This window comes from Synergistes jonesii, from assembly GCF_000712295.1.
In the GTDB taxonomy this organism is placed as follows: Bacteria; Synergistota; Synergistia; order Synergistales; family Synergistaceae; genus Synergistes; species Synergistes jonesii.
The window spans coordinates 180952-206166 of sequence record NZ_JMKI01000037.1; the positions used below are offsets into that span (position 1 = coordinate 180952).

The window sequence follows — 25215 nt, forward strand, 5'->3', positions numbered from 1 at the left end:
GATTGCGAACCGCTCTCAAGTATATCACAGTACCGAAGGATATTGCAAACTTCAGTGCTCCATTTCAAAAATTTTCAGCCGCTCAGCGCTCTCCGGCTTCCCGAAAAAGCTTCCGAGCGCGAAGGCGATTATCGAGACGGCGATCGTAGGCACTATAGCCGTCGTACCCGCTACGCGGGTCTTCGTGATGTTGAGCCAGAAGAACGCTCCGGCCCCCGTCAGCATCGAGAGTATCGCGCCAGTGGAGTTCGCGCGCCGCCAGTAAAGGCCGAAGAGCGTCGGGCAGAAGAAGACCGCCTCTAGGCCGCCGAAGGCGAAGAGGTTTATCCAGACGAGCAGCGACGGCGGCTTCATCGCGGCGAAGAATACCAGGACGCCTACGACGGCCGTCACGACGACGCTCATGCCGTGCACCTTTTTCGGCGGCAGCTTTTTATCGTCGTTCTTGGCGACGTAGTAGAAGTAGAGGTCCTTGACTATCGCCGCCGAGCACATGATCAGCATCGAATCGACTGTCGACATGATGGCCGCCAGAGGGCCGGCGATGAAGACTCCGGCCCAGAAGGGGGAGAGCAGCCTCACAGTCAGCGTCGGCACCGCCAGGTCTCCGACTTCTATTCCCGGGATTACGGCACGCCCCATCGCCCCGACGAGGTGCATCGCGAGCATCGTGAAGCCGACGACGAACGTCCCGATGATCATCGCGTTGTGCATCGAGCGCGAATCTCTATAGCCGAGGCACTTCTGGGTCGTCTGCGGCAGGCCGAGTATGCCTATGCCGACGAGGACCCAGAAGGAGAGGATAAAGGGCTTCGGTATCGCACCGCCCGCGCCCGTCGGCGTCAGCAGCTGCGGGTCCGCCGCGTAGAGCGTGCCCATTATGCGTCCTACGCCACCGCCGACGGAGACTACGGCGGAAAGTATCGCGACCGACGCGACGAGCATCATTATGCCCTGGATCGTATCCGTCAGCACCACCGCGCGGAAGCCTCCGACCGTCGTGTAGATGACGACCGTCAGGCCGAATATGATCAACCCGGTCTGGTACGAGTAGCCAGTGACGGCTTCAAAGAGACGCGCGCCGCCGATGAACTGCGCGAGCATCGACGCCATGAAGAAGACGAGAAGCGAAAGCGACGCGAGCACCACTACGAAGTCGCTCGAGTAGCGTGCGCGGATGTAGTCGGTGATCGTCACCGCGCTGGTGCGCCGCGCTATCAGCGCGAAGCGCTTGCCGAGGACGCCGAGCGTAAGGAAGGCGGTCGGCACCTGTATCATCGAAAGAAGAATCCAGCCGAGCCCGACGTTGTACGCGACGCCAGGCCCGCCTACGAAGCTGCTCGCGCTCGTGTAGGTCGTGATTATCGCCATAGCCAGCACGAAGCCGCCCATCGAACGGCTGCCGATGAAGTACTCCTCCATGAAGCCCTTAGTGTCGCTCTTCTTCGCGGCGGCGCGGTTGCCCCAGAACGCGATGCCCATTATCAGTATGAAATAGAGAATCAGAGGAACGATCGTTCCGGCGTTACCGCTCATTATTTTTCACCTCTTCCTCGTCGTCAAGAGGCAGTTCGATGAAAAAGAATTTCACGCAGAGCCACAACAGAATCGAAATCCCGATATATCCGACTATGCAGCTGTAGAAGAACCATTCAGGAAAACCAAAAACAAAACGGTACTGCGACGGATCATCTCCGAAGCCGTAAGCCGTGACATACCACCACGCGAAGAAGAGGACGTAAAGAGCGATAATAATCAGAGTCTCCCTCTTCGTCGCCTGCACAAACTTCCTTGAAGCCATGATCGCACCCTCCGTTTAAAATTAATTTGTCTATGGCTTATGGCGAATAAGTATAGTACAAAACGAGGTATTTTGCATCGCAAAAAAATGCGGCGGATAAAAAATTATCCGCCGCGGCAACTCTTTTTCAAAATTCTCTATTTTGCGTCGACCTTCAGGCGCCACGACGATGCCCGCCGCAATCTGAGGACGCGCCGATGAGGGTCTCGACGGCGTGACGCAGTCCGCCGCTCACCGCTTCGAAGCACTGCGAAGCGCCGCGCCTGCTGCCCGGGAAGGCTATTATAAGAGAAGCTCCGCGCACGATCGCGAGCGAGCGCGTAAGGAAGGCGCGCGGCGTGTACTTAAGCGTCTGCATCCTCATCATCTCGCCGAAGCCCGGGACGAATTTGTCGGCGATCGAAAGAAGCGCCTCCGGCGTGTTGTCGCGCGGAGAAAGCCCCGTGCCCCCGGTCGTCAGTATCAAGCTTATCCCCTTAGCGGCCCATGCGCACACGGCTTCGCGTATCGCGTCGGGGTCGTCGGGCACGATTTTTCTTTCCTCGGTAACGCAGCCCTGAAGAAAGGCGAGGCGTTCGAGCTCCGGACCGGCCGTGTCGACGCGCTCGCCGCGGCTCCCCTTGTCGCTCACGGTGAGGACCGCGCTCCGCAGCGGCTTCCATATCTCAGCGAACTGCGAAACGCCGATAAATCCCGCCGCGCATACGATAAATTTTTCGCCGGCCGCGTTCCAGCGCAGCAGCGCGCCTTCGTCGACGGAAAGGAAATCGCCCTCTTCGACGCCCGCCTCTGGCGGCAGCACGACCGTCAGCGCGCCGGCGAATTTTTCTGCGACGAGAGGCTCGCCGGCGCGCGCGAATCTCAGCGGGAGCTCGGCGTCGTTGACGCAGCTGCAGCCCGCACCGTTGGCGTGGACGTAGCAAAGAGTGTGCTCGCCCTCTAAAGACGGCGCGTAAAGCCTTAATATCCTCATTTATTTTTCCCTCCCAAAATATCTTCGCCGATTTAATCCAGCGCGGGAGAATATCACGGCTCGACGACGACCGTAAAGAGCACGAGTTCCTCTTCGCCGGTGTTGATTATGCTGTGCGAATCTCCGGCGAGCGCGCAGCAGCAGATGCCGGGATAAAGTTTTTCTTCTGCACCGCCGCAGAACGATTTTCCCTCGCCGCTGACGACGAAATTTATGTCCGTGCTCGTCTTATGTCCGTGCATTCCTATCGAGGCGCCCTTCGGCAGCCGCGAATATATTACTTTCCCCTTAGGCAGGGGCGAAAGCTTCGCAAAGATTTCTCCGCTCCCGCCGTTCATGCCGCTTATCGATATTTCTTTCAGCTTATTGAAATCGATTCTCATTCTGCCGATCCCTTCACGCCTCCGGATTTTATTTCCCGTACCCTTTTTCAGCGACCCATTCGCCGCTCTTGCCGCCGGTCTTACTCAGCAGGCGTATGTCCTTTATCACCATGCCCTTGTCGATGCCTTTGCACATGTCGTAGAAGGTCAGAGCCGCGGCCGAGACCCCGGTCAGGGCCTCCATCTCGACGCCGGTGACCTCGTTCGCCGACGCTTCGCAGGTGATCTTCACCGCCTTCTTTTCGCCGTCGAGGTCGCAGCGCACCTTAACGTTGTCGAGGCGTATGTTGTGGCATAGAGGTATCAGCTCCGGCGTCCTCTTAGCGCCCATTATACCGCCGAGCTCGGCTATCCTTAACGGATCGCCCTTCTTCACCGCGCCCTGCGAAACGGTATGGAAAATCTCCTCGGGCAGGTAGAGCCACCCCTCCGCCAGCGCCGTCCTCTTAGTAACGGATTTGTCGCCGACGTCGACGAGCGTCGGGCGCCCGTCTGCGTCAAAGTGCGTGTATTCTCCCATTATTTTATCCTCCGATCCCAGACATCTTTATATCGCCGTTGTTCACGACGTCCCAGCAGCGCGGCTTTTCCGCGGCGGCGGCCACTATCACCTCGCGCAGTAGCCTTTCGTCGCGCCGCCGAATCACTTCCTTCAGCGGCGTCTCCTGCGGATTGAAAAGGCAGGTGCGAAGCTTTCCCTCCGCCGACACCCTCAGGCGGTTGCAGCTTTTGCAGAAGTGATTCGAGACGGCCGCTATTATCCCTATTTTGTCGCCGGTCTTTCTATTCACATAATACTCCGCCGGTCCATCGCTGCCGCCGCACCTTCCGCTCTTCTCCCAGGCCGCGCCTTCAGGCAGCGCCGCGAGCAGGTCGCGGCCGACGATGAAAGCGTCCTTCTTCCAAATGCTCTCCTGCAACGGCATGAATTCGATTAGGCGCAGCAGCAGCCCTTCGCGCCGCGCGAACGAAAGCAGCGCGGGCACCTCGCCGTCGTTGAAGCCTCTTATCAGCACAGCGTTGAGCTTTATGTTTTTAATCCCGGCGGCCTTCGCCGCGGATATCCCTTCAAAGACTGCGTCTATGCTGCCGACGCGCGTCACCTTGGCGAATTTTTCCGCGTCGAGCGTATCGAGGCTGACGTTCAGCGAATCTATGCGCGCCTCGGCCAGTTCGCGCGCACAGCTTCCGAGCAGCGACGCGTTGGTCGTCATGGCCATCTTCACGTCGGGCATCTCTTCGCGCAGCTCCTTCATAAAGGAGACGAGCCCCCTGCGCACGAGAGGCTCGCCGCCGGTGAAGCGGAATTTTTCGACGCCGAGCCCGCGGAAGACGCGGCAGAGGAATTTTATATCCTCGTAGCGCAGTATCTCGGCGTGGCTCAAGCATTTGACTCCCTCCGACGGCATGCAGTAGAGGCAGCGGTAGTTGCATCTGTCGGTCACGGATATGCGCAGATAGTTCAGCCTGCGTCCGTAGCCGTCTCTCAGCTCCTTCACTTCGGCCATCTGTATCCGCCCATCTCCTCGACCTTACCGCGCCATCCGGCGTCGTTCAGGCTGTCGAGCAGCGCGGCGACCCCCGGATGGTCGAGGTACTCATGTAAAATCACGAGCTCGTAAGGCTCCTCCGTTATCGGGATGAAGTCCAGCCCGAGCGCGTCGGCCGCGGATTTTATCCCCAGCGCCGCGTCGGCCGCGCCGGCGAAGACGCGGTTCGCCGCCTCCATATGAGTCGTGCATATCTGCGAATAGCCTTTTATCCTCTCGGAGCAAAAGCCCTCCTGCTTCAGCAGGCAGTCGAAGAGCACGCGAGTGCCGGCGCCCGGCTGCCTGTTCGAAAAGACTATATCCTTCGTGCAGAGGTCGCGGAAGCGGTAGATGCCTTTCGGATTGCCGCGCGCGACGATTATCCCCTGCGTCCTGTAGAAGAGGAGCAGCCTCTCCCAGCGCTGCCCCTTGGAAAAGCGCTCTATGAAGAGGTCGTTGTAACCTCCCGTCTTTTCGTCGAGAAGATGAGCCGCCGCGACGTGGCACTCGCCGCGCGACAGCGCGGCCAAACCGCCCATGCTTCCGACAGCGCGGCAGACGAAATCCGCGCCGCGCCTGCGTATCGGCGTGACGAGGAGCTGGACCGCCGGGTCGTCGGAGCCCTGGAAGAGGGCGCGGCGTTCGAGGTCGGCGTCGCGCGTCATCCAAACGTCCACCTCCGTCCCGCGCTCGCATTCAAGAGCGGAGGGAGGCAGCAGTGCCACCCCGTCCGATTCGGCTATAGCCCAGAGCACGCTCGCTCCGGAGGTAAGGGCCCAGGAGTATACCGTGCCGCCGACGAGGGCGGTCTTCATCTTCAGCCATTCTTCTATCCCCGCCGGCGACGAATGCTGCACGAGCAGCTTCGTCGGCATTATTTTTTTCACCGCGAGCGCTTCGCGCGCAAGCTCGCGCGTTTCTCCCCCGGCTCCCGCGAGAAGCCTCAGCAGCGGGTAAACGAGAGACCAGAGGGCGACGGCCGTCGACATCGGAAAACCCGGCAGGCATATCACGGGCTTTCCCTTTATTTTAGCGGCTATCGCGGGACGCCCGGGCTTCATGCGCACTCCTCGAAAGAGCACCTCGCCGAGCTCCGAAAGAACTTCTATCGTATGATCTCTTTCGCCCTTAGCGGAGCCGGCACCCACCAACACCACATCGTAATCCTCAACGCCCTTTTGCACGTATTCCTTTAAAATCTGCGGCACGTCGGGAAGTATCGGCGCGACATCGAGCCTGTAGCCCCACTTTTTGAAGGAGGCGGCGATGAAGAGCGAATTGCTTTCCGCCGCGGTGCCGGAGCGCTGCGTTTCGCGCGCCAGCCACTCTTCGCGCGGGATCATCTCGTCGCCGGTCGGGATGAAAAGGGTTCTCGCGCGCCGCCTTACCGGCACATCCTCGAGGCCGGCGCATAGGAAGAGGGAAACGAGCGCCGGCGAAACCTCTTCGCCTTCTCGCGCTATTATCTGCCCGGCCATCACGTCCTCGCCGAGAGGGCGCACGTTTTCCGACGGCGTCAGAGATTTATATACGACGACCTCTTCCTCCTCACGCGAAGAATCTTCCACCATCAGCACGGAGTCCGCCCAATCGGGCAGAGCCGCGCCGGTGTTCATCCACTGCCATTTATCCTTTTTGATTCTGACCGGCGTGGCGAACGAAGATCCGGCCGTATCTCCGGCGCTCAGCGCGTAGCCGTCGACCGCGGACGCGGCGTAATGAGGGACGTTGCGCGCCGCCGTTACGTCCTCCGTGAGGATGTGCCCGAGCGCCGCAGAAATCTCCATCTTCGCCGCGAATCTTCCGGCGTATTCGCCGAACGCGCGGCGCAGAAGCCCCCACGCCTCGTCGAGCGTTACATGTTCAGGATAATTCACTGCCACAGCCATATCTCAGCTTCCTCCCCCGCCCTTATCGTCTCGCGCTCCTCAGGCATGCGGATAAAGCCGCACGCACCGCCGAGCGCTGAAATATATCCGGATTTCGCCGCCGCGGGCTCGGCTCTGCCGTCGGCGAGCAGCCTGCAGGCAAAAAATTTTTCCGCTCCCGTGCGCGCCGCCAGGTCACTCGACAGCGGCAGCCTGACGCGCGTGCCGCATTCCTTTTCCTCCGCGCCTATGAGCCTCAGCAGCAGCGGCAGCAGCAACGTGAAGGCGACCGCCATGCACGAAAGAGGATGCCCCGGCAGGCTCACGACGAGCTTCTTGGAGGCCATGTCGGCGGCTATCAGAGTCGGCTTTCCCGGGGCGACGTTGAGCCCTCGCAGGAGAAGCCCCGGCTCGGGAAGCGACGAGAGCAGCCGGAAGGCGTGGTCGCGCATCCCGACTGAGGAGCCCCCGCTCAATATCAGCACGTCACAGCCGCTCAGCTCGTCGCGGAAGCGGCGTTCGAACTCCGCGCCGTCGTCGCAGGCGATGCCTCGGTAATCGGCTTCAAAGCCGAAGCGCAAGAGCAGGGCTTTGAGGTTCCACGCGTTCACGTCGCGCACGCAGCCCGGCGCCGGCTCACTAGTCTCGATCGGCACGACCTCGTCGCCGGTCGAGAGCAGCGAAATTTTCGGCGCCGCGGTCACGATCGACGAAACGCCGGCGGCGGCCAGCGGCCCGATCGAGCGGAAATCTATCAGGGCGCCGCGCGGCAGCAGCTTCGCGCCGAGCTCTATGTCCTCGCCCCGCCTCACGACGTTTTCTCCGGCCTGCACGCCGCGCCGCAGCTCGATCCAGCCTCCGGCTACATCCGTCTCTTCGAGCATCACGACCGCGTCGGCCCCCTCGGGCAGTATGCCGCCCGTCGGGATCGCCGCGGCTTCTCCGGCGGAAATTTTAAAATCCGGCGCGCGCCCCATCAGCACGTCGCCCCTCTTCGTGAGGAAGAGCGGCGTACCCGAGGAGGCGCCGGACGCATCTTCGTGGCGCACCGCGTAGCCGTCGCGGAGGCTCCGCGAAAAGGGCGGGTAAGGCGCGCCGTTCGTCATCTCTTCGGCGCACCTCCTGCCTACGGCTTCGCCGAGCGGGAGTTCCTTTTTTGGACAATCCCACGGGAATAAAAGTCTGCGCGAAATTTTTTCTATCGCGTCGATCCTGCCGGTCACTTCTTTAACAAAACCTGCCATAGAATCAGCGGCCTTTCGCGAATAAAAATTTTTTATTTTTTTATCTGGACCAAATAGACGGGGAAGCCGGCTTTTTCGAGGCGCCCCGCAAGCTCCTGCGACGCGGCCTTGTCTCTGCTTCCCGCAACGCGGACCTTGTAAAAGGGCTTTCCGTTGAGGACGGATTCTACGACGTAGGGCGCGTAGCCGGATTCCTTCGCCTGCTTCACGGTGATCTCCGCTCCTTCCTTAGCGGCGAAGCCGCCTATCTGGACGTCCCACCTCTCGCCGCCGGGCTCCTTCGCGCTCTGCTGTGGAACCGGCTTGGAAATATTTTCCTTTTTAAGCGCGGCGCCGCCTTTAGGCTGCTGCTTCGCCTGAGCGGCCTCGTTCTTCGGCTGGAGCTTCGAGCTCTGGGCTTTCGTCTGAGCTTTCGCCGCCTGCGTATTCGTCTGCTGAGCCTTTGTTTTCTTTTCCTCGCCGGTCGTTTTCTTCACGCTCGTCTTCCTCGGGGCGTCGTCGGTTTTCTGATTCTGCGCCGCCTTTGCGTTATTCTCGGGTAGCGCCGCTATTTCAGCTTTCTCATCCGCATCGGAGGAGGAAACCTCCACCTGCTGAAAACGCTGAGGCAGAATAGACGGCCCGTCCTTCTCCGGCGCGAAGAAGAAGAGCTTCACGCTCAGATAAAGCAGCGCGAGCGCCATGATGAGAGTCAGCGGCAAAATCAGCCTCCCGAAGAGAGTGAGCCCCTTCTTTTCTTTATAATCGCGCGAGCGAGTCCTGCGTGAATGTGTCATTTGTCCCCTCCAACCGTCAGCCGATGTGCCTGAGCTGCTCTTTCGTCCTCTCTCTGCCGGCCGCGGCCGCCTTTGCCGAGCCGCTCCGCACGCAGCGCGCGAGCTCCCTGCTTTCGTCGAAGCCGTACCACGCGAGGCTGAATTCCTCCTGCGCCTCTTTTATTCCCGTGAGGCGCAGCCGCGGAGTCTTTTTCGTTATAGATCTTATCTCTTTTTTTATTTTCTCATATTTTTGCCCGATTGCGAGCTTTCCGGCAAAAATTTCATCCTCCCAAGGCGTGCCCGGCTTCGGTACGAACGGATTGATGGAAAGCGTGAGGCTCTGCCCCGTCTCCGAGACGACGGCGCGGCAGAGCTCCGTTATCGCCGATACGTCCTCGTCCGTCTCGCCGGGGAGCCCTATCATGAAATAGAGCTTTACCCTGTCGATGCCGCGCTCCCTCGCAAGAGAAAGTTTTTCCGTTATAAGCGCGTTCGTAAATCTTTTGCCGCACGAGAAGCGCAGCGCGTCGCTGCCGGTCTCCGGCGCTATCGTGATGCTGCGGCGACCGCCGGCGGCAAGAGCCGAGATCATCTTTTCGTCGAGCCTGTCGACGCGCAGAGAAGCGAAAGAGAGCGCGATATTTTTCTGTGAAAGGCTGTCGATCAGCTGCGGCAAAAAGGGATAATCGCCGGCCTCGGGGGTGACTAGCCCAGCCTGAGGAACGCCGAAGCGCCGCGTCTCCGAAAGCGCCTTTTCTATTATATCGAAACCGCGGAAGCGCGCGCTGCCGAAGCAGCGCGGCAGAGTGCAGTAGCTGCACGAACGCGCGCAGCCGCGCTGAAGCTCCAGCAGAAGCGTTTTGCCGAACACCCCGCGCTCCGTCATCCACACGCTGTGAGCGGGATAATCGCCGTTGAGGTCGAGGCGCCGCCCCGTCTTCAAATCGCGCGTCAGTTTCCCCTCTCTTATGTCGACAGGGGGCACCAGTATCTCCTGGTGCCCGGCGAGCCTGCGCCATAGCTTTTTGCGCTCCGCGGCGCCGCATTCTCGCAGACATTTTACCGCGTAGTCGAGGGGCTCCATGCCGTCGCCGAGGATTATAAAATCGCAGACGCCGGATAAGGAGAGAGGATTTATATAAGAAAGCGCGCCTCCCGCGCCTACGACGGGGAAGGAGCCCTCCGCCCTTTCCTCCGGCAGCAGCGGAATCCCCGCCGAGTCGAGCCACCTGTAGAAGAGCGGAATACTTCCTTCGTACGCGACGGTCGCCGTTATCACGGAAAATCTCTCGAGCATCGTATCGGCGTCGGCCGAGCGGTAAGGCAGCGGCGCGCAGAAAAATCTTTCGGCGGCGACACCTGAGAGCCGAAGCCTCTCGAAAATGTATTGAAAACCGAGGCTCGCCGAGCCGACCGAATAATCCGCGGGATAAAAGAGAGCCCAAGGCAAATCTCCTCCCTTGGGCAGCTCTCTCAACCATACTTCGTCTCCGCGGTAATCCTCCCAGCTGCGCCAGGCGGTTATTTTTTCGGAGCGTCCGGAACGCGCGCGTATGCTCAGGACTGCCGCTTCTTTCTGATATACGCCGGCACGTCGTACTGGTCGACGGGCGCGCCGCTCTGCGTGAAAAGGTCCCCCTCCTCGGCTGCGGGAGCCGGAGAGGCCTTCGGCGAATATTCCGCTTTTTTCTGCCTCTGCTCCGCGGCCGCGGGCTGCTGTACATTCTGACTGGATGTGAAGCTGTTGAGATTTTTCACCGCAGATATGTCGAGCCCCTGCGTAGTCACGCCGGAGGATACCGGCCTCTGGCTCTGCATACGCGGCTCGGCTCTGCGCGGCGCCTGCTGCGCGCGCTGCTGCCGTTCGGGCTTGCCGTTTTCGTCGAAGCCGGTCGCTATGACCGTGATCTGTATCGCGTCTTCCATCTCCGGGTCGAAGACGTGCCCCCAAATTATGAAGGCGTCTTCGTCGGCCGCTTCGGTGATTATGTTTATCGCTTCGTCTATCTCGTGGATGCCGACGTTCGCGCCGCCGGTGATGTTGAAGAGTATGCCCTTCGCCCCGCTCATCCTGCTGTCCATGAGCGGGCTGTTGATCGCGTTGTAGGCCGCGGTGGCCGCGCGCTTCTCGCCGTAGCCTTCGCCGATGCCCATTATCGCGGTGCCGGCGTTCGACATGATCGTCTTTACGTCGGCGAAGTCGACGTTTACGAGCCCCGGGCGCTTGATGAGGTCTGTGACGCCCTGAACGGCCTGGTGGAGAACGCCGTCCGCCATCTTGAAGGCGTCGTTGACCGAGGTTTTTTTATCGGTGATGCTGAGCAGCCTGTCGTTCGGGATGATTATCAGCGCGTCGACTTTGTCGCGCAGCTGCCCGATGCCGTAGTCCGCCTGCTTTATCCGCCTGCGCCCCTCGAAGGTGAAGGGCAGGGTTACGACCGCGACGACGAGAGCTCCGGCCTCTTTTGCGATGCTCGCGATCACCGGAGCGCCTCCCGTGCCGGTTCCGCCGCCCATTCCTGCGGCGACGAAGACCATATCGGCGCCTTCGACGGCGGCGCGAAGCTCCTCGCGCGATTCCATAGCCGACTTGCAGCCGATCTCCGGATCGGAGCCGGCGCCGAGCCCTTTAGTGAGCTCTCTGCCGAGTATTATGCGGGTAGAGGCTTCCGAAAGCTCAAGATGCGCGATGTCGGTGTTCGCGGCTATGAACTCCACTCCGCCGACGCCCCCGCGTATGATATGATTCAGCGCGTTGTTTCCCGCTCCGCCTACACCGATGACCTTTATGACTTCTCTTGACGGATAATTCGAACCGTCTATCTGGAATATTTCTGACATTTCACCCATTTTAAATTCCTCCTGCGCCTTAGAAGATATCCTTGAAAATCTTTCTCACAGCGCCGAACAGGTCGAAGCCCTGACCGTCCGAGCCTTTCTGCGGCTGTGTCCCGGGATAGAAGGGCTCCTGCACCGGCTGTACCGGCCTTGCCTTGTCGCCGCCCTTTATGACCGAGGGGTTGTCGAGGTAGCGGAAGGGGTCGCGTTCGCGCTCGAGTATGTATTTTATGATGCCAGCCGCTGAGGAGAATTCCTGCGTATTGCGATTCGGCGGCATGCGGTTCGCATCGAGGGGCAGCGCCGAACGCGCGGGTAGGTTCAGTTTCTCAAGGAAGAAGTCTTCTATGCCGTCCGTCTTCGCGACGCCGCCGGTGAGAAGCACCCCGCCTGGGAGCATCGTGATCTTCGCGGTCTTTATCTGAGGACGGATGAGTTCGTCGCACAGCTCGGCGAGGCGGCAGCCTACTATATCGTGCAGGTCCGTCTTCTCGATGCTGTATTCTCTGCCGTGATGTTCAAAGTTCATCGCGTCGCCCTCTTCGAAATCGCTCCTGAGGGAGATCGTGCGCTTTATCTCTTCCGCTTTGTTGAGGGGAAGCTTGAGGACCGTCGCAAGGTCGTTCGTGATGTGGTCGCCTCCGATGGGAAGCAGCGCGAGATGCTTCGGCCTGCCGTCGGCGAAGACAGCGACTCCCGTCGTGCCCCCGCCGATGTCGAGGACTACCGCTCCGGCGAGCGCGTCTTCGGGGGAGAGCACGCCGAGCGCCGAGACGAGCGGCTTGATGACGAGGCTGTTGACGTCGAGCCCAGCGCGCGTCACGCAGTTGAGCACGTTCTGTATCGTGGCCGTCGGCACTATTATCGACTGCACGTCGATGTCGAGGCGCATGGCATTCATACCGAGGGGGTCGTCGATGCCAATGTTGCCGTCAAGCGAATATTCGACGGGTATCGTATGCAGTATGCTCTGGTTCATCGGCACCACGACGTTTGCCTGCGCAGCGTCTATGACCCTTTCTATGTCGAGCCGCGCTACGGAGCGCGGCGAACGTCCGAGCGCCACCATGCCCTTCGAACGGATGCTCGTCACTTCTCCGCCGCCGAATGCGACGGTCACGTCCCTTATGTCCTGCCCGACCATGTTCTGCGCGTCGCTGACCGCCTGACGCACCGAACGGACCGCTTGGTCGAGGTTTACGATGAGGCCCTTTCTTATGCCGTTCGAAGGCGCCTGTCCGACGCCGATGATCTGCGCCTCGTCGCCGTCTGTCTCGCGTTCGGCTACGACCACGGTGACCTTGCTCGTCCCGAGGTCAAGGCCGACGAGCAGTTCAGGCTCTCTGCCCTGGGTGTAGTTTGACGTTTTTTTAAACAAAATATTTACCCCCTCTTCTTAGGGTCGTACCCCAATACATTTTACATTATATCCCTTTCGCAATAAACATACTTGCGCAGAAAAAATTTCGAACAAAATTCAATTCCGCCTCTTCACATTATTTTTATTCTCCTGCGCCACCTCCGGCTTTGCCGGCTCCTTTTTTTCCGCTCCGAGGTTTCTTATGAGGATTTTCCCTTTATATGTGCCGTCGATGTAAACATCCGGCGGAAGGTTCGCTATGCCGCCGTAAAGCTTGCGCACCGCGAGCCCAGTCTCGGCCCACTTCTCGGCCTCGTTGGGAAGAAGCAGCTGCGCGCCGTTTTTGTTTCCGGCGGTGTAAAATATCACCCTTACGATCGGCGCGCCCTCCTTCACTCCAGCCTGTATGAACTTAACACTTTTGCCCCAGCCGAGCTCCTCGGCCATCGAGTACCAGCTTTTGATCAGCTTTATCGGGATGCTCGACGAAAGGATATTGCCCTTGACCTCGGCCATGTCTATCGGCGTCGCCCTGTCGGTCCCCCATGTGAGGACCGGTTTACTCTCCGCGTCGTGCTCGTCGAGCATACTGTTGTATTCGAGCGAGGAGAGCCAGAGCTTCCCTTCGCCGGAGAGGTACCAGTACCTTCCTCCCCAGAAAACTTTAAATGAAGGGACGAGCGGCTGCACGGCGAGCCTGAATCTGCCCCACCCACGCAGCTTCAGCTTCACCTCGGCAGGGTAGTAATTTTCTATCAACCCTTCGTAATCTTTTTTCGAAGCGAGGAGCGCCGGCCAGAAACGCTCCTGCTTCGGCGTGAGCACGCCCCACACGGCGCGCTGCGGAAGAGCGTCGGGCGGTAGCACCGCGATGTCGCTGACCCTCATGACGGCGTAGCGCCCCTCCGCCGCGATCAGGAAACCGACGAAGAGCGCGGCGAGCAGCAGCAATATTTTTCTCAATCTTCTCCTGCGTCTAAAACGCTCCAAAGAATTTAATTTCATATTCCAGCGTTACTCCGTACTCCTCATAGACCCTTTTTCTGCACATTTCGGTCAAAGCGTAAATATCTTCGGCGCGCGCGCCGCCGGTGTTTTCGACGAAATTCGCGTGGCTCGGGGAGACCCGAGCGCCGCCGACCGACAATTTTTTGCAGCCGCAGCCGTCGAGCAGCCGCCCGGCGGAAGCTCCGTCCGGATTTTTAAAGACGCAGCCTGCCGTGCGCGCGCCTATCGGCTGCCCTCTCTTCAGCGACGAGAAGCGCCTTATGTTTCCGATTATTTTTTCTCTCGCGCAGCGGCGCAGCGCGATGGAGGCCTTCGTTATCAAAAGAGGCGCTTCGCGCCACGGGCACGCGCGGTACGCCCACACAAGCTCACCGGACGCCCAGCGCCTCGGCTCGCCGTCGTGCGACAATGTGTCCGCCCATTCGACAAGGGGCGCGAAAGAAGCTCCGGCCGCTCCCGCGTTGCCGAAGAGCGCGCCGCCGAACGTGCCGGGGATTCCGGCGAGGAATTCAAGGCCGGTCACCCCCTCTTCCAGCGACAGCGCGAGAAGTTTTTTCACAGGCACTCCCGCAGCCGCCTCTATCCGCACGCCGCCTTTAGTTTCCGTCACTTTAAGCGCGTCCATCGAACGCGTCAAAATAATTCCCGCGCGGATAAAGCCGTCCTGCACGAGGACGTTCGAGCCCCCTCCGAGTATGTAAAGCCCGACTCCTTCGTCCCGCGCTTTCTTTATCGGCAGCACCGCCTCTGAAACGCTTTCCGGCCGCGCAAGCCACAGGCAGCTGCCTCCACAGCCCCACGTGTTCAGCCCGCTCAACCCGCAGTTTTCGATGAAGGCGCCGCCCATTTTTATTCCCTAAGCCTGCAGCTCGGCGAGCTTTTCGGCTATTTTTTTGCCGAGCGTGCCGACCGAGCCCGCGCCGAGGGTCAGCACGATGTCGCCGGAGCGCGCGGCCTGGCAGACCGACGTGAGCAGGTCGTCGAAGTTGCCGGAGAGCTCGTAGTGCGAGCGCATGTCGTCGGACGCCGCGTCGAAGATGAGCTTCGACGACACGCCGTCTATCGGCTTCTCGTCGGAGCCGTATATCGGCAGTATGAAGGCTCTGTCGGCGAGCGAAAGCGCGTCGGCGAATTCCCTGTAAAGGGCCGCGGTCCTGCTGAAGCGGTGCGGCTGGAAGACGGCGACGAGCCTGCGCCCCGGATAGATTTTGCGTACGGTGGAGAGCGTCGCCAAAATTTCATTCGGATGATGCCCGTAGTCGTCGTAAATCAGAATGTCTCCGACTTTGCCCGTCTTCTGCAGGCGGCGCTTGGCTCCGCTGAAAAATTTGAGGCTGTCTATCATATTCTCCAGAGGCACTCCGATCTCGCTGCACGCCGCGCAGGCGGCGAGTGAATTCAGGACGTTGTGCTCGCCCGAGACCGTCAGCCCGACCCTGCCGAGCTCCTTTCCCTCGTGGAAGAGAGTGTATGAGACGCCGCCTCCCTCGCGATGCTCGACCTCGGCCGCGCCCCAGTCCCAGCCGCGTCCCCAACCGTACTTCACGATCGGGCGCGATACGCTGTATTCTTCGCAGAGCCTGCGCACGCCGTTGTCTTCCATACAGAGTATTATTTTCCCGTTTTCTTTGACGTGCGAGAGGAATTCTGAGAAGGCGTCGGTAACGGCCTTGAAGGTCATGTAATGGTCTCTGTGATCCCAGTCGATGTTCGTTATGACGGCTATCTCAGGATGGAAATAGACGAAGGAGCGGTCGCTCTCGTCGAGCTCCGCCACCATGCAGTCGCCGGCGCCGAGCTTGGCGTTCGTTCCGATCTGGGGCAGGTCGCCGCCGACCGCTATCGTCGGGTCGAGTCCGGCGTTCTCGCAGATAAGGGAGGCCATCGAAGAGGTCGTCGTCTTGCCATGCGTCCCGGCGATTCCTACGCCGCGGCGCACGTTGAATATGCGGCTTAAAATCTCCGCGCGGCGCGAAACTTCGATGCCCTGCTGCCACGCCTTCAGTATCTCCGGATGATCGTTGGGCAGCGCGCTTGAATAAACAAGGATGTCCGGCGTGAACTCGTCGATATGTTTCGCCTCGTGTCCGATGCGCATCGCTATGCCGCGCTCGCGCAGGCGCTTCATATAGGACGTCTCTACGGCGTCGCAGCCCGAGACGCTCGCCCCTATGCCGTGGAGCAGCAGCGCGAGCCCGCTCATTCCTGCACCACCGATGCCCATCAGGTGAATGCTTTTGTTCTTAAGAGCAGAATCCCTGTTTTCCAATTGATAAATCCCCTTTCAAAAAGACAAAGCCTCTGTCAGCGGCTCCAAAGAGCGCTCCATAGATTTTCGCATATAGTTCTGCCGCGCGCGCCGTCTCCGCGCTTCTTCGCCGCACATATCTCACCGAGACGCAGCAGCGACGATTCAAGCTCATCGTCCCCGTCCTCCGCGCTCCAGATCAGCCCTTCGCTTTCGCTGACGAACGACAGCGCGTTCTGGTACTGATGATTATCCGCGGCCCCCTTCCAGGGAATCACGAGCGACGGTATGCCGGATACGGCGGCCTCGGTGAGAGTCGAGCCTCCGGCGCGGACTATAAGGACGTCCGCCGCGGCGAAGAGCGCCGAGGGATCCCACATCTTCGGCAGCAGCCAGACGTTCTCTCGCGCACGCCGCGCTTCTTCCGCAACGGCGGGCACGACGAAGGTCCAGCCGCTGAAATTTTTTTTCGAAGCGAGCTCCGTGATTCTGTCCCTGATAGAGCCGCTTCCCAGCGAGCCCGTGAGGACCGTCGCTATCGTACCGCCGGGAAATTCCTCCGGGAAGCCTAGTATCTGCCACGCGTCCCTCTGCGAGAGCCGCGTGAAATTCCTCACCGGCACGCCGGTATAAAGATATTTTTTCTGCGAAAGCGGCAGGCAGTCGCGCCAGCCGCTGTATATTTCCATTCCAAGCTTCGCCGCGAGGCGCGTCACCTTGCCGGCGCGCGCGTTCTGCTCGTGCATCGCGCAGCGCACGCGCGATCTTTTGCACGCGGCTATCAGCGGGAAGGAGAGATAGCCGCCGAACAGCAGCGCGGCGTCGGGACGGAAGCGCGATATTTCCTCGCGTGCCGACCTATAGGCGCTGAAAATCTGCTTCGCGCGCCCGCACTTGACCGCCAGGCGCCCTGACAGAGGAGAGCCGTCGACGGGCAGAACAAGCGGAGAGATTCCCGCTGAACTGTACATCTCGAGCTCCATCGGCCGCGCGCCGCAGACGTACGACAGCTCGCACTCCGGGTGATGCCTCTTTATCCACGCACCGAACGCTATCGCGGGCCAGATGTGCCCTCCCGTTCCGCCGGCCGCGAGCAGCAGCCGCGTCTTGTCACGCGCCATCGAATTCCTCTCCCCCGAACCAGCTGTCCTTCTCAAGCCGCAGCAGAAGACCGACCCTCGCCCACATCGTTACGAGCGACGTGCCGCCGTAGCTCACGAAGGGAAGGGGCATACCCGTCAGCGGTATCATCTTCGTCACGCCGGCGACGTTTATCACGAGCGGCAGGAGAATCGTGAGCGATATCCCCCAGATGAGCGTCGCCTTGAAGGAATCTTCGCTACGGAAGTAGCTATCGCGCGTCTGCATGAGCCAGAAGGCGAAAAGAGCCAGTATGCACAGCGTGCCCGCGAAGCCGAGCTCCTCGCCGACGGCCGCGTAGATGAAGTCCGTATAGGCCGCGGGCAGATAGTTCAGCTTCTGAAAGCCGTGTCCGAGCCCGCTGCCCCATAGGCCGCCGTTTGCGAAGGCAATTAGTCCCTGTATCGCCTGAAAGCCCTTGTTTAGGGGGTCGCGCCACGGATCCAGCCACGCAAGGAGGCGCCTCATCCTGTAAGGCTCAAAGACGATCAGCATCGGCAGCGCCGCGGCGGCTATGGAGCCCCCGGCGAAGAGCGGATAGCGCCACCCCACCTTTTCGACGTACATGCCCATCGCGACGGTAAATATCAGAATCGTCGTACCGAGATCCGGCTGGGCGATAAGCGGCAGCACGGCGAGCAACGTGAGGATCATCGTCATCGTGAAGCTCTTCAGCGGATCCCGCTCGGCTTTGCGCGACAGTAGCTTCGCCACGTGCAGCGCGACCGCGAGGCAGAGCAGCTCCCCCGGCTGCAGCGACACGGCGAGCCCCGGCAGGCGTATCCAGCGCCTCGCACCGCCTATAGCCTCTCCTACTCCGGGGAAGAGCGGGAGCCACGAGACGAACCACATCAGTATGAGCAGCAGCGACGAATATTTGTACCAAATCCTTATCGGCACCGAATAGACGAAGAACATGCCGCAGAGCGCTATCCCAAGCCAGCGCAGCTGCTTTATTCCCATCTGGAACGGCGTGCCGGTATAAATGAAGGAGGTGGGGCTCGTCGTTGAAGTGATCATAAGGATGCCTATCCCGCTCAGGATAAGCGGGATGACCCAGATGAACGGATTCGCCTTATAGCCTCTTTCTTTTGATTCGGCTTCGCTTTGCTCTGTCATTTGTTTTCTCTCTCGATTATTTCCTTCGCTATAGCGCAGAAATGTTCGCCTCTGTCGTTATAGCTCTTGTACATGTCCCAGCTCGTGCAGGCCGGCGAAAGGAGCACCGTGTCCCCGGCCTCGGCGAGCGAGTAGGCCGCGTTCACCGCCTCCGGCATATCCGCCGCGAGCTTGTAGCCCGCAGCGCCGGCCGCGTCGAGCGCGGCGGCGATCTTTTTCTTCTCAGAGCCGAGTATCACGGCGGCGCGCGCGTAATTCTTGACGGCGAGGGCGAGCGGCGCGTAATCCTCTCCCTTGCCCTGTCCGCCGAGTATCACGACCTTCGGCCCCGAGAGCGACGTCATCGCGGCGATCGCCGCGGCGACGTTCGTGCCTTTCGAGTCGTCGACGAAGGTTATCCCCTTTACGCTGCCGGCGAAGGCGCAGCGGTGCTTCGGCGGCACGTAAGAGCCGATCAGTTCCTCAGGCACCTCCCCGAGGTTGAAGAGCGCGATGGCCCCCAGCGCCATCGCCGCGTTCTCAAGGTTATGCTTTCCGAGGAGCTTCACGTTCTCAAAGAAGAACAGCTTGTTCTTCATGCGGCAGTCGCCGCCGTTGATCCACGCGGCCTTCACACCCTCGTCGAGGTAAATGCCGCGGACGTGCGGGCTCTCTTCGCCCCAGAAGAGCGGAAATTTTTTTATATCTTCCCTTATATCCAAAGCCTCTTCGTCGCGCTTTTGATATATCGCGGCCCCCCCCGGCGCCACGCATTTCAGCAGCTTCGCCTTTGCGGCGACGTAATTTTCGTAGGAGCCGTGCCAGTCGATATGGTCCGGCGCGAGGTTCGTGACGACGCCGATGTCGCAGATGAAATCCTTCGCCCAGTAAAGCTGGAAGCTCGACAATTCGAGCACGATGAAATCATAAAACTTATTAGCGGCCTTCGCTACCGCGTTGCCGATATTGCCTCCGGCCATCACGGAATATCCCATCCCCTCAAGGTAATAGCCGATCATCGACGTAGTGGTCGTCTTTCCGTTGCTTCCCGTGACGCCTATCACTATGCCGTTGAGGTACGGAGAAACGAAGTCGAGTTCTCCCGTTATCTTTATCCCCTTTTCGCGCGCCTCGGCGAGAATCGGGACGTCCGGCGAAAGGCCCGAGCTGACTATGATCTCGTCGGCCTCGAGCGCCCGTTCGCTGTTTCCGCCCTCCTCCCACTTGATATTCTTTTCGCCGAAACTTTCGACGATCTCGGGAGCTATCTCATTTTTATCCGACACGAAGACCTCGGCGCCGAGCTCGGCCGCGAGCTCGGCGAGCGCGCGGCCGCTCACGCCGGCCCCTATCACGCTTATTCTTCTGCCGCTCAGTTCTTTATTTTCCTCCATGCTCATCAACAGCTTTCCGACTTAAAAGTCAACGTAGTATAATAATTCAAAAAATCTATATCCGCAATAAAAAGACGAAACAATGGAGCAACGCCGATAAAAGGCATATCCCTACTATATGCGCGATGTAAAAGCGGGCCGTGATCTGCGTCTCCTTCCAGCCGAGCATCTCGAAATGATGGTGTATAGGGCTCATAAGGAAGAGCTTGCGGTGAAGCTTGTGAATCGCGAATATCTGAATCGCGACGGAGAAAATTTCCACGCCGAAGATGAAGCAGAGCGGCACGACCATGATCAGCGCGCCGGAATTTATGCAGAGCGAAAGCATAAAGCCGGCGAGAAAATGCGCGCCGACGTCGCCCATGAAGACCGACGCGGGGTTCGCGTTGTGCCACAGGAAGCCGAGGCATATACCGCACGCGGAGGCGGCGCTCAGCAGCGTCATCGGCGACTGAGGCAGCAGCGCGAGAGCCGCAAAGAAGGATATCAGAGAGCAGCCGGCCGCAAGCCCGTCGAGCCCGTCAGTCACGTTGACCGCGTTCTGCAGGCCGACACCGATGAACGTAACTACGGCGACATAGAGGGGGAAGGGCAGGCACAGCCACGGAAGCAGCTCATAAGGCGGGCGCGAGGCCCAAAGCGCCCACGGCAAAGTCACCGCGGTCTGCAGCAGCAGCTTGCTCAGGCTAGTCAGGCCGTCGCTTGAATGGCGGCTGTATTTGAGCCAGTCGTCTGTGAAGCCGACGCCGGCGGCAAGCAGCGGATAAAGCAGGATACGCATCGCATCCGCGGCTGAATGATCTCCGGCGAAGAGCATTATCAGCGGGAGAGAAAGGATCAGAGCCGGTATGAATACGACTCCGCCCATCGTCGGCGTGCCCATCTTCGTCTTCTCGTGCCACGCCGGCCCGTAGAGCTTCGTGACCTGCTCTATCTTCATGCGCTTCATCACGGCGATCCATTTTTTCTGTAGGATCAGCTCGACGGCGCAGCAGAAGGCCAAAACGAAAGTGAAGGGAAGCAGCATCTCAGAGCTCCATGGACGCAAAGAGGCGCGCCCTCTCCGACGCAAACTCGACTTCGATATGAACGGCGCGGCCGGACGGCGTCATAGGACTTTCCTTCCGCGCAGCGCGCACCAATCCGTCATTATCTCCCTGTCCACGAGAGGGACAGCCCCCTCTTTCAGCAGCTGACGGGTCTCGGGGCCTCGCCCGGCTATTACGATAACATCGCCGCTGCCGGCGCGGTCGAGCCCTTCGTACACCGCCGCGCGGCGGTCGACTATCATCGCGTAGGGCGTGCCGTGCCTCTTGACACCGGGTTCGATCTCGGCCATTATAGACGCGGGGTCTTCGCCCCTCGGGTCATCCGTCGTAAGAATCACAAAATCCGCGCCTCGCGCCGCCGCTTCGCCCATCGCGGGACGCTTCGATTTATCGTTCTCGCCGCCGGAGCCGAATACAATGACAAGCTTACCGGCACATATAGGGCGGAGCGCGCTGAGCGCCTTTTCGATGCCGTCGGGCGTGTGCGCGAAATCTATTACGCAGGAGGCGCCGTTGTCGAGGCGGTAAAGGTCGAGACGCCCCGAAACGTTCGGGATCGTCTCAAGTACTGCGAGAGAATCTCTGTAGCTCACTCCGAGCGACCAGGCTATAGAGAGCGCCTGAAGAGCGTTCGAGACGTTGTGATCGCCGAAGAGCGGAAGTCTGGCCTCATCTCCGCCGCGCGACTCCGGCGTTTTCACTTCGATGGCGAGCCCCTTCTCCGTCACCCCTTTGACCGACGCGAAGAAATCCGCCCTCTCATCCCTGACGCTGTAACTTATCGCCCTTTCGCCGAGGGCGTGGAAGAGGCGGCGCCCATATTCGTCGTCGATGTTTACACAGGCCTTCCAGTCGTTCCTCATATACTTGTCGAAGAGTTTTTTCTTTGCGAGGAAGTAATGCTCCATGTCTCCGTGGTAGTCGAGATGCTCCCAGGTCAGATTGGTAAAGCCGGCGCGGTCGAAGCCGAGGCCGTTTATCCTTCCCTGCTCTATCGAATGCGACGACGCCTCCATCGCGCAGGCTTTGCAGCCGTTGGCCGCCATCCTCGAAAGCAGCCTCTGTATGTCGCAGCCCTCCGGCGTAGTATGCTCGGCTTCGTCGACGCTTTTCCCGTCGTCGTTCTGCACCGTGCCCATGAGGCCGCTCTTTATTCCGGCGGCGTTCAATATCGCCTGAGTCATGAAGGTGGAGGTGGTCTTGCCGTTCGTGCCGGTCAGCGCTATCATCGTCATTTTTTTCGCGGGCTCGCCGTAGAGGAAGGAGGCGACGCGCCCCATCGCCGCTCGGACGTTCGGAGAGATTATCTGCGGAACTCTCTCCTCCACCTCGCGCTCGCAGAGCACGACGGGCGAACCCGCCGCGACGGCCTGCGATATAAAATCATGCGCGTCGCGGCGGTCGCCCTTCGTAGCAGCGAATATAGCGCCGCGGCAGACCTTTCCGTCGTCGCATACCATGTCGGAGACTTCGATCTCCGCCGCGGAAATCCCAGGCGGTAAATGAAATCTATAGTCTACTCCGCCCTCATCGAGAGCTTTTATCAATTTGTCGAGTCTCATCAAATCCACCCCCGCCGCAAAGCCCCGCTCAGGCGGCGCTACACCTTGCCATCTGAAGCGCGGTATTCCGGAAAAGCCTCCGCGACGCGCTTCAATCCGTATGAGTTCGAACCCTTTACAAGGATTATCCTGCCATCCGACGCGTCCACGTCTATCGCGCCAAAGAGCTCGTCGAGCGACGCGAAGAGCCGCATTCCTTCAGGCAGTTCTCCGCACTCGCGCCATTCTTCCCCGAGAAGGGAGACTTCGTCGAAGTCCGCGAGCTCTTCGATTATTTTTTTGTGCCACTCAGCGCCGTCCCTGCCGAGCTCCTTCATACCGGCGAGTATCGCGCATTTGCGCAGGCCGAGATTCCCCGCGGCCGCTCTCGCGTTGAGGATAGCGGCGTGCATCGACGCGGGATTGGCGTTATAGGCCTCGTCGACGAGCCAGCCGCGCGGCGCCGTCCTGCGGCAGACGCCGCGCCCCGAGAGCGGCGAAGTCTTGGCGATACCGCGGGCGGCTTCGTGCGGCGAAAGCCCGAGGCGTACCGCAGCGGCGAAGGCGTAGGCCATATTGTAAGAATGCTGGAAGCCGAAGAGCGCGCTCGACAGAGTGATTTTTTCTCCCCCCGCGCTTATCTCCGCCTCAGTACGCGCCCCGTCCTCGCCGAGCGCCACCGCGACCCTTCCTATCCTCACAGCGGCCTCCGGAGACCTGCCCACCGACGTTTTCGCTATATTCATTCCGGCGTGCGCGAAATAATTTTTCAGCAGCCCGTTGTCACAGTTGTAGATCGCGGCATCGAGCCTTTCGCTCTCGCATATCTCCGTCTTCGCGCGAAGGACGCCCTCTACGCTGCCGAAACCTTCTAAATGGCACGGGGCGACCTCGGTTATCACCGCGAGCTCCGGCGGGAAGTTCGCGACCATTTCGGATATTTCGCCGAAATGATTCGTACCGAGCTCAAGGACGAGCACATCCGTCTCTTCGGGCATCGCGAGTATCGTCAGGCTGCAGCCCGTCAGCGTGTTGAAGCTCCTTATCGCGCTGTGGACGCGGTATTTTTCTCTGAGAGCCGCCGCCGTCAGCTCGCGCGTCGTAGTCTTGCCGACGCTCCCCGTTATCGCCGCCGTCTTCGGCGAGACGCGGCGCAGATATTCCTTCGCAAGTTCGCAGAGCGCCCTCTGAGTCTCTCTCGCGGCGATGAAGGAGACTCCGCCGTACTTCTGCGCGAGGGCTTGTCTTTCGACTTCGCCCGCTTCGGCGAGCACGAGCTCCGCTCCTCTCTCGACGGCCTCTCTTATGTAGAGATGCCCGTCGCTCGACGAGCCCTTCATCGCGACGAACGCGCAGCCTTCGGAGGCTTCGCGGCTGTCGCATACCCAGCGCCGTGAAATTTCAACGTCGGGCCCTATCAGGAGGCCGCCGCATATCTTCGCCCCCTCGGCGGCGGAAAAGAGGGTCATTACAGCACTTTCCTCCTGCGCAGCGCGCACCAGTCGGCCACTATTTCTTTGTCTACAAGAGGAATCGGGCCGTCCTTCAATATCTGACGAGTCTCGGGGCCGCGCCCGGCTATCACCGTCATGTCGTCCTTTCCGGCGCGGTCGAGCCCGTCGTAGATCGCCGTGCGGCGGTCGACTATCATCGCGTAGGGCGTGTCGTGCTTTTTGACGCCGGGCTCTATCTCCGCCATTATCGACGACGGCTCCTCGCTCCTCGGGTTATCCGACGTCACGACGACGAAATCGCCGATGCGCGACGCCACCTCGCCCATCAGAGGGCGTTTCGTCCTGTCGCGGTCGCCGCCCGCGCCGAATACTACGATGAGCTTGCCTCTGCATATCGGGCGCAGTGCGCCGAGCGCCTTTTCCAACCCGTCGGCCGTGTGCGCAAAATCTATCACGCAGGAGGCTCCGCTGTCGAGCCTGTAGCGCTCGAGACGACCCGGGACCTGCGGCATATTTTCAAGGGCGGAGAGGGCCGCGTGCGAAGAAACGCCGACGGACCACGCGAGCGATAGCGCCTGCAGCGCGTTAGAGACGTTATAAGAGCCGAAAAGAGGCAGCTTCGCGCTCTCTTTTCCGAGCGACTCGGGCGTCTTTACCTCGATCTCGAGCCCGTCGATCGTTACGTTTTTTATCGACGCGTAAAAGTCAGCGCTTTCGTCAGCCACGCTGTAGCTTATCGCCCTTCTGCCGACCGCGCCGCGCAGCCTGCGCCCGTATTCGTCGTCGACGTTTATGCAGGCTTTCCAGTTGTTCCTCATATATCCGTCGAAGAGCTTCTTCTTCGCGAGGAAGTAATGCTCCATATCCCCGTGGTAGTCCAGATGATCCTGCGTCAGATTTGTAAACCCCGCGCGGTCGTAGCAGAGGCCGTCTATCCTTCCCTGTATTATAGCGTGCGACGAAGCCTCCATCACGCAGGCCTGGCAGCCGTTCGCGGCCATCCTCGAAAGCAACCTCTGTATATCGCACCCCTCGGGCGTAGTATGCTCGGCCTCTTCGACGATTTTCCCGTCGTCGTACTGCACGGTGCCCATAAGTCCGCTCTTTACTCCTGCCGCGTTTAATATCGCCTGAGTCATGAAGGTGGAGGTCGTCTTGCCGTTCGTGCCGGTCAGCGCTATCATAGTCATTTTCCGCGACGGTTCTTCAAAGAGCAGCGACGCGACACGCCCCATAGCCGAGCGGACGTTCGGACAGATTATCTGCGATATATCCACGTCGTAGGGGCGCTCGCAGAGCACTGCCGGCGAACCGGCCTCCACGGCTTGCGGGATAAAATCGTGCGCGTCGCTGTGTCCGCCCTTCGTCGCGGCAAATATTACGCCGCGCCCCGCCTTTCTGCTGTCGCAGACGATATCCGATAGTTCGACCTCGTCGGCGTCGACTTCGTGCGGGATGTATGCCCTGTGCTCCACAGCGCTCTTATCGAGGGCGCGGATCAATTTGCTCAGCTTCATCAAAAGCACCTC

At 60.1% G+C, this 25215-nt stretch carries 22 protein-coding genes; all 22 read right to left on the bottom strand.

All coding sequences use genetic code 11. The annotated features are described in order from the left end of the window. Nucleotides 1-51 precede the first annotated feature (51 nt). Nucleotides 52-1536 carry a sodium/pantothenate symporter gene (gene panF / locus EH55_RS09900; protein WP_037977280.1) on the bottom strand — a complete coding sequence of 495 codons (1485 nt, stop codon included), beginning with the start codon at nucleotides 1534-1536 and terminating at the stop codon, nucleotides 52-54. Next, the gene (locus EH55_RS09905; protein WP_037977284.1) at nucleotides 1526-1801 is read right to left on the bottom strand and encodes a YhdT family protein; all 276 of its coding nucleotides are present in this window, start codon (nucleotides 1799-1801) and stop codon (nucleotides 1526-1528) included. The genes panF and EH55_RS09905 overlap by 11 nt, the downstream gene beginning before the upstream one ends. 154 nt (nucleotides 1802-1955) lie before the next feature. Further along, complete coding sequence (locus tag EH55_RS14610) at nucleotides 1956-2774, bottom strand: MogA/MoaB family molybdenum cofactor biosynthesis protein (protein ID WP_201769369.1); 819 nt, start codon at nucleotides 2772-2774, stop codon at nucleotides 1956-1958. A 53-nt stretch (nucleotides 2775-2827) separates the two neighbouring features. Continuing rightward, nucleotides 2828-3157 (bottom strand): cupin domain-containing protein, encoded by a 330-nt coding sequence (locus EH55_RS09915; RefSeq protein ID WP_037977286.1) that lies wholly within the window; start codon nucleotides 3155-3157, stop codon nucleotides 2828-2830. Nucleotides 3158-3185: 28 nt separating this feature from the next. Further along, nucleotides 3186-3677: a cyclic pyranopterin monophosphate synthase MoaC gene (moaC, locus tag EH55_RS09920; RefSeq protein WP_037977288.1), complete on the bottom strand. Its 492-nt coding sequence runs from the start codon at nucleotides 3675-3677 to the stop codon at nucleotides 3186-3188. Between the two features lie 4 nt (nucleotides 3678-3681). Continuing rightward, nucleotides 3682-4665 (bottom strand): GTP 3',8-cyclase MoaA, encoded by a 984-nt coding sequence (gene moaA, locus EH55_RS09925; protein WP_037977291.1) that lies wholly within the window; start codon nucleotides 4663-4665, stop codon nucleotides 3682-3684. Then, nucleotides 4653-6575 carry a substrate-binding domain-containing protein gene (locus EH55_RS09930; protein ID WP_037977292.1) on the bottom strand — a complete coding sequence of 641 codons (1923 nt, stop codon included), beginning with the start codon at nucleotides 6573-6575 and terminating at the stop codon, nucleotides 4653-4655. Before EH55_RS09930 ends, moaA begins: the two co-directional genes overlap by 13 nt. Beyond that, nucleotides 6560-7798, bottom strand: coding sequence for a molybdopterin molybdotransferase MoeA (locus EH55_RS09935; protein ID WP_037977293.1), 1239 nt, complete (start codon nucleotides 7796-7798; stop codon nucleotides 6560-6562). Before EH55_RS09935 ends, EH55_RS09930 begins: the two co-directional genes overlap by 16 nt. Nucleotides 7799-7830: 32 nt before the next feature. After that, nucleotides 7831-8574, bottom strand: coding sequence for an SPOR domain-containing protein (locus EH55_RS09940; RefSeq protein ID WP_037977295.1), 744 nt, complete (start codon nucleotides 8572-8574; stop codon nucleotides 7831-7833). Between the two features lie 16 nt (nucleotides 8575-8590). Then, nucleotides 8591-10033, bottom strand: coding sequence for a B12-binding domain-containing radical SAM protein (locus tag EH55_RS09945; RefSeq protein WP_051682813.1), 1443 nt, complete (start codon nucleotides 10031-10033; stop codon nucleotides 8591-8593). A gap of 80 nt (nucleotides 10034-10113) precedes the next feature. Then, nucleotides 10114-11406 (bottom strand): cell division protein FtsZ, encoded by a 1293-nt coding sequence (gene ftsZ, locus EH55_RS09950; RefSeq protein ID WP_081839537.1) that lies wholly within the window; start codon nucleotides 11404-11406, stop codon nucleotides 10114-10116. 19 nt (nucleotides 11407-11425) lie between these two features. Then, nucleotides 11426-12772: a cell division protein FtsA gene (gene ftsA, locus EH55_RS09955; RefSeq protein WP_037977297.1), complete on the bottom strand. Its 1347-nt coding sequence runs from the start codon at nucleotides 12770-12772 to the stop codon at nucleotides 11426-11428. Between the two features lie 99 nt (nucleotides 12773-12871). Further along, nucleotides 12872-13717, bottom strand: coding sequence for a hypothetical protein (locus EH55_RS09960; RefSeq protein ID WP_037977299.1), 846 nt, complete (start codon nucleotides 13715-13717; stop codon nucleotides 12872-12874). A gap of 13 nt (nucleotides 13718-13730) precedes the next feature. Next, nucleotides 13731-14609 (bottom strand): UDP-N-acetylmuramate dehydrogenase, encoded by an 879-nt coding sequence (gene murB, locus EH55_RS09965; RefSeq protein ID WP_051682814.1) that lies wholly within the window; start codon nucleotides 14607-14609, stop codon nucleotides 13731-13733. Nucleotides 14610-14618: 9 nt separating this feature from the next. Then, entirely contained in the window at nucleotides 14619-16031 is a 1413-nt protein-coding gene (gene murC, locus EH55_RS09970) for a UDP-N-acetylmuramate--L-alanine ligase (RefSeq protein ID WP_037977300.1), read from the bottom strand. A 35-nt stretch (nucleotides 16032-16066) separates the two neighbouring features. Then, complete coding sequence (locus EH55_RS09975) at nucleotides 16067-17131, bottom strand: UDP-N-acetylglucosamine--N-acetylmuramyl-(pentapeptide) pyrophosphoryl-undecaprenol N-acetylglucosamine transferase (RefSeq protein WP_051682815.1); 1065 nt, start codon at nucleotides 17129-17131, stop codon at nucleotides 16067-16069. Then, nucleotides 17121-18269, bottom strand: coding sequence for an FtsW/RodA/SpoVE family cell cycle protein (locus tag EH55_RS09980; protein WP_037977302.1), 1149 nt, complete (start codon nucleotides 18267-18269; stop codon nucleotides 17121-17123). Before EH55_RS09980 ends, EH55_RS09975 begins: the two co-directional genes overlap by 11 nt. Next, nucleotides 18266-19648, bottom strand: a complete 1383-nt coding sequence (gene murD / locus EH55_RS09985; protein ID WP_236617108.1) for a UDP-N-acetylmuramoyl-L-alanine--D-glutamate ligase — start codon at nucleotides 19646-19648, stop codon at nucleotides 18266-18268. Before murD ends, EH55_RS09980 begins: the two co-directional genes overlap by 4 nt. Nucleotides 19649-19697: 49 nt before the next feature. Beyond that, nucleotides 19698-20669 (bottom strand): phospho-N-acetylmuramoyl-pentapeptide-transferase, encoded by a 972-nt coding sequence (locus EH55_RS09990; RefSeq protein WP_051682816.1) that lies wholly within the window; start codon nucleotides 20667-20669, stop codon nucleotides 19698-19700. Between the two features lie 81 nt (nucleotides 20670-20750). Further along, nucleotides 20751-22253 (bottom strand): UDP-N-acetylmuramoyl-L-alanyl-D-glutamate--2,6-diaminopimelate ligase, encoded by a 1503-nt coding sequence (locus tag EH55_RS09995; RefSeq protein WP_037977304.1) that lies wholly within the window; start codon nucleotides 22251-22253, stop codon nucleotides 20751-20753. 38 nt (nucleotides 22254-22291) lie between these two features. Continuing rightward, complete coding sequence (locus EH55_RS10000) at nucleotides 22292-23701, bottom strand: UDP-N-acetylmuramoyl-tripeptide--D-alanyl-D-alanine ligase (RefSeq protein ID WP_037977305.1); 1410 nt, start codon at nucleotides 23699-23701, stop codon at nucleotides 22292-22294. Further along, nucleotides 23701-25203, bottom strand: coding sequence for a UDP-N-acetylmuramoyl-L-alanyl-D-glutamate--2,6-diaminopimelate ligase (locus tag EH55_RS10005; RefSeq protein WP_037977307.1), 1503 nt, complete (start codon nucleotides 25201-25203; stop codon nucleotides 23701-23703). Before EH55_RS10005 ends, EH55_RS10000 begins: the two co-directional genes overlap by 1 nt. Nucleotides 25204-25215: the final 12 nt, after the last annotated feature.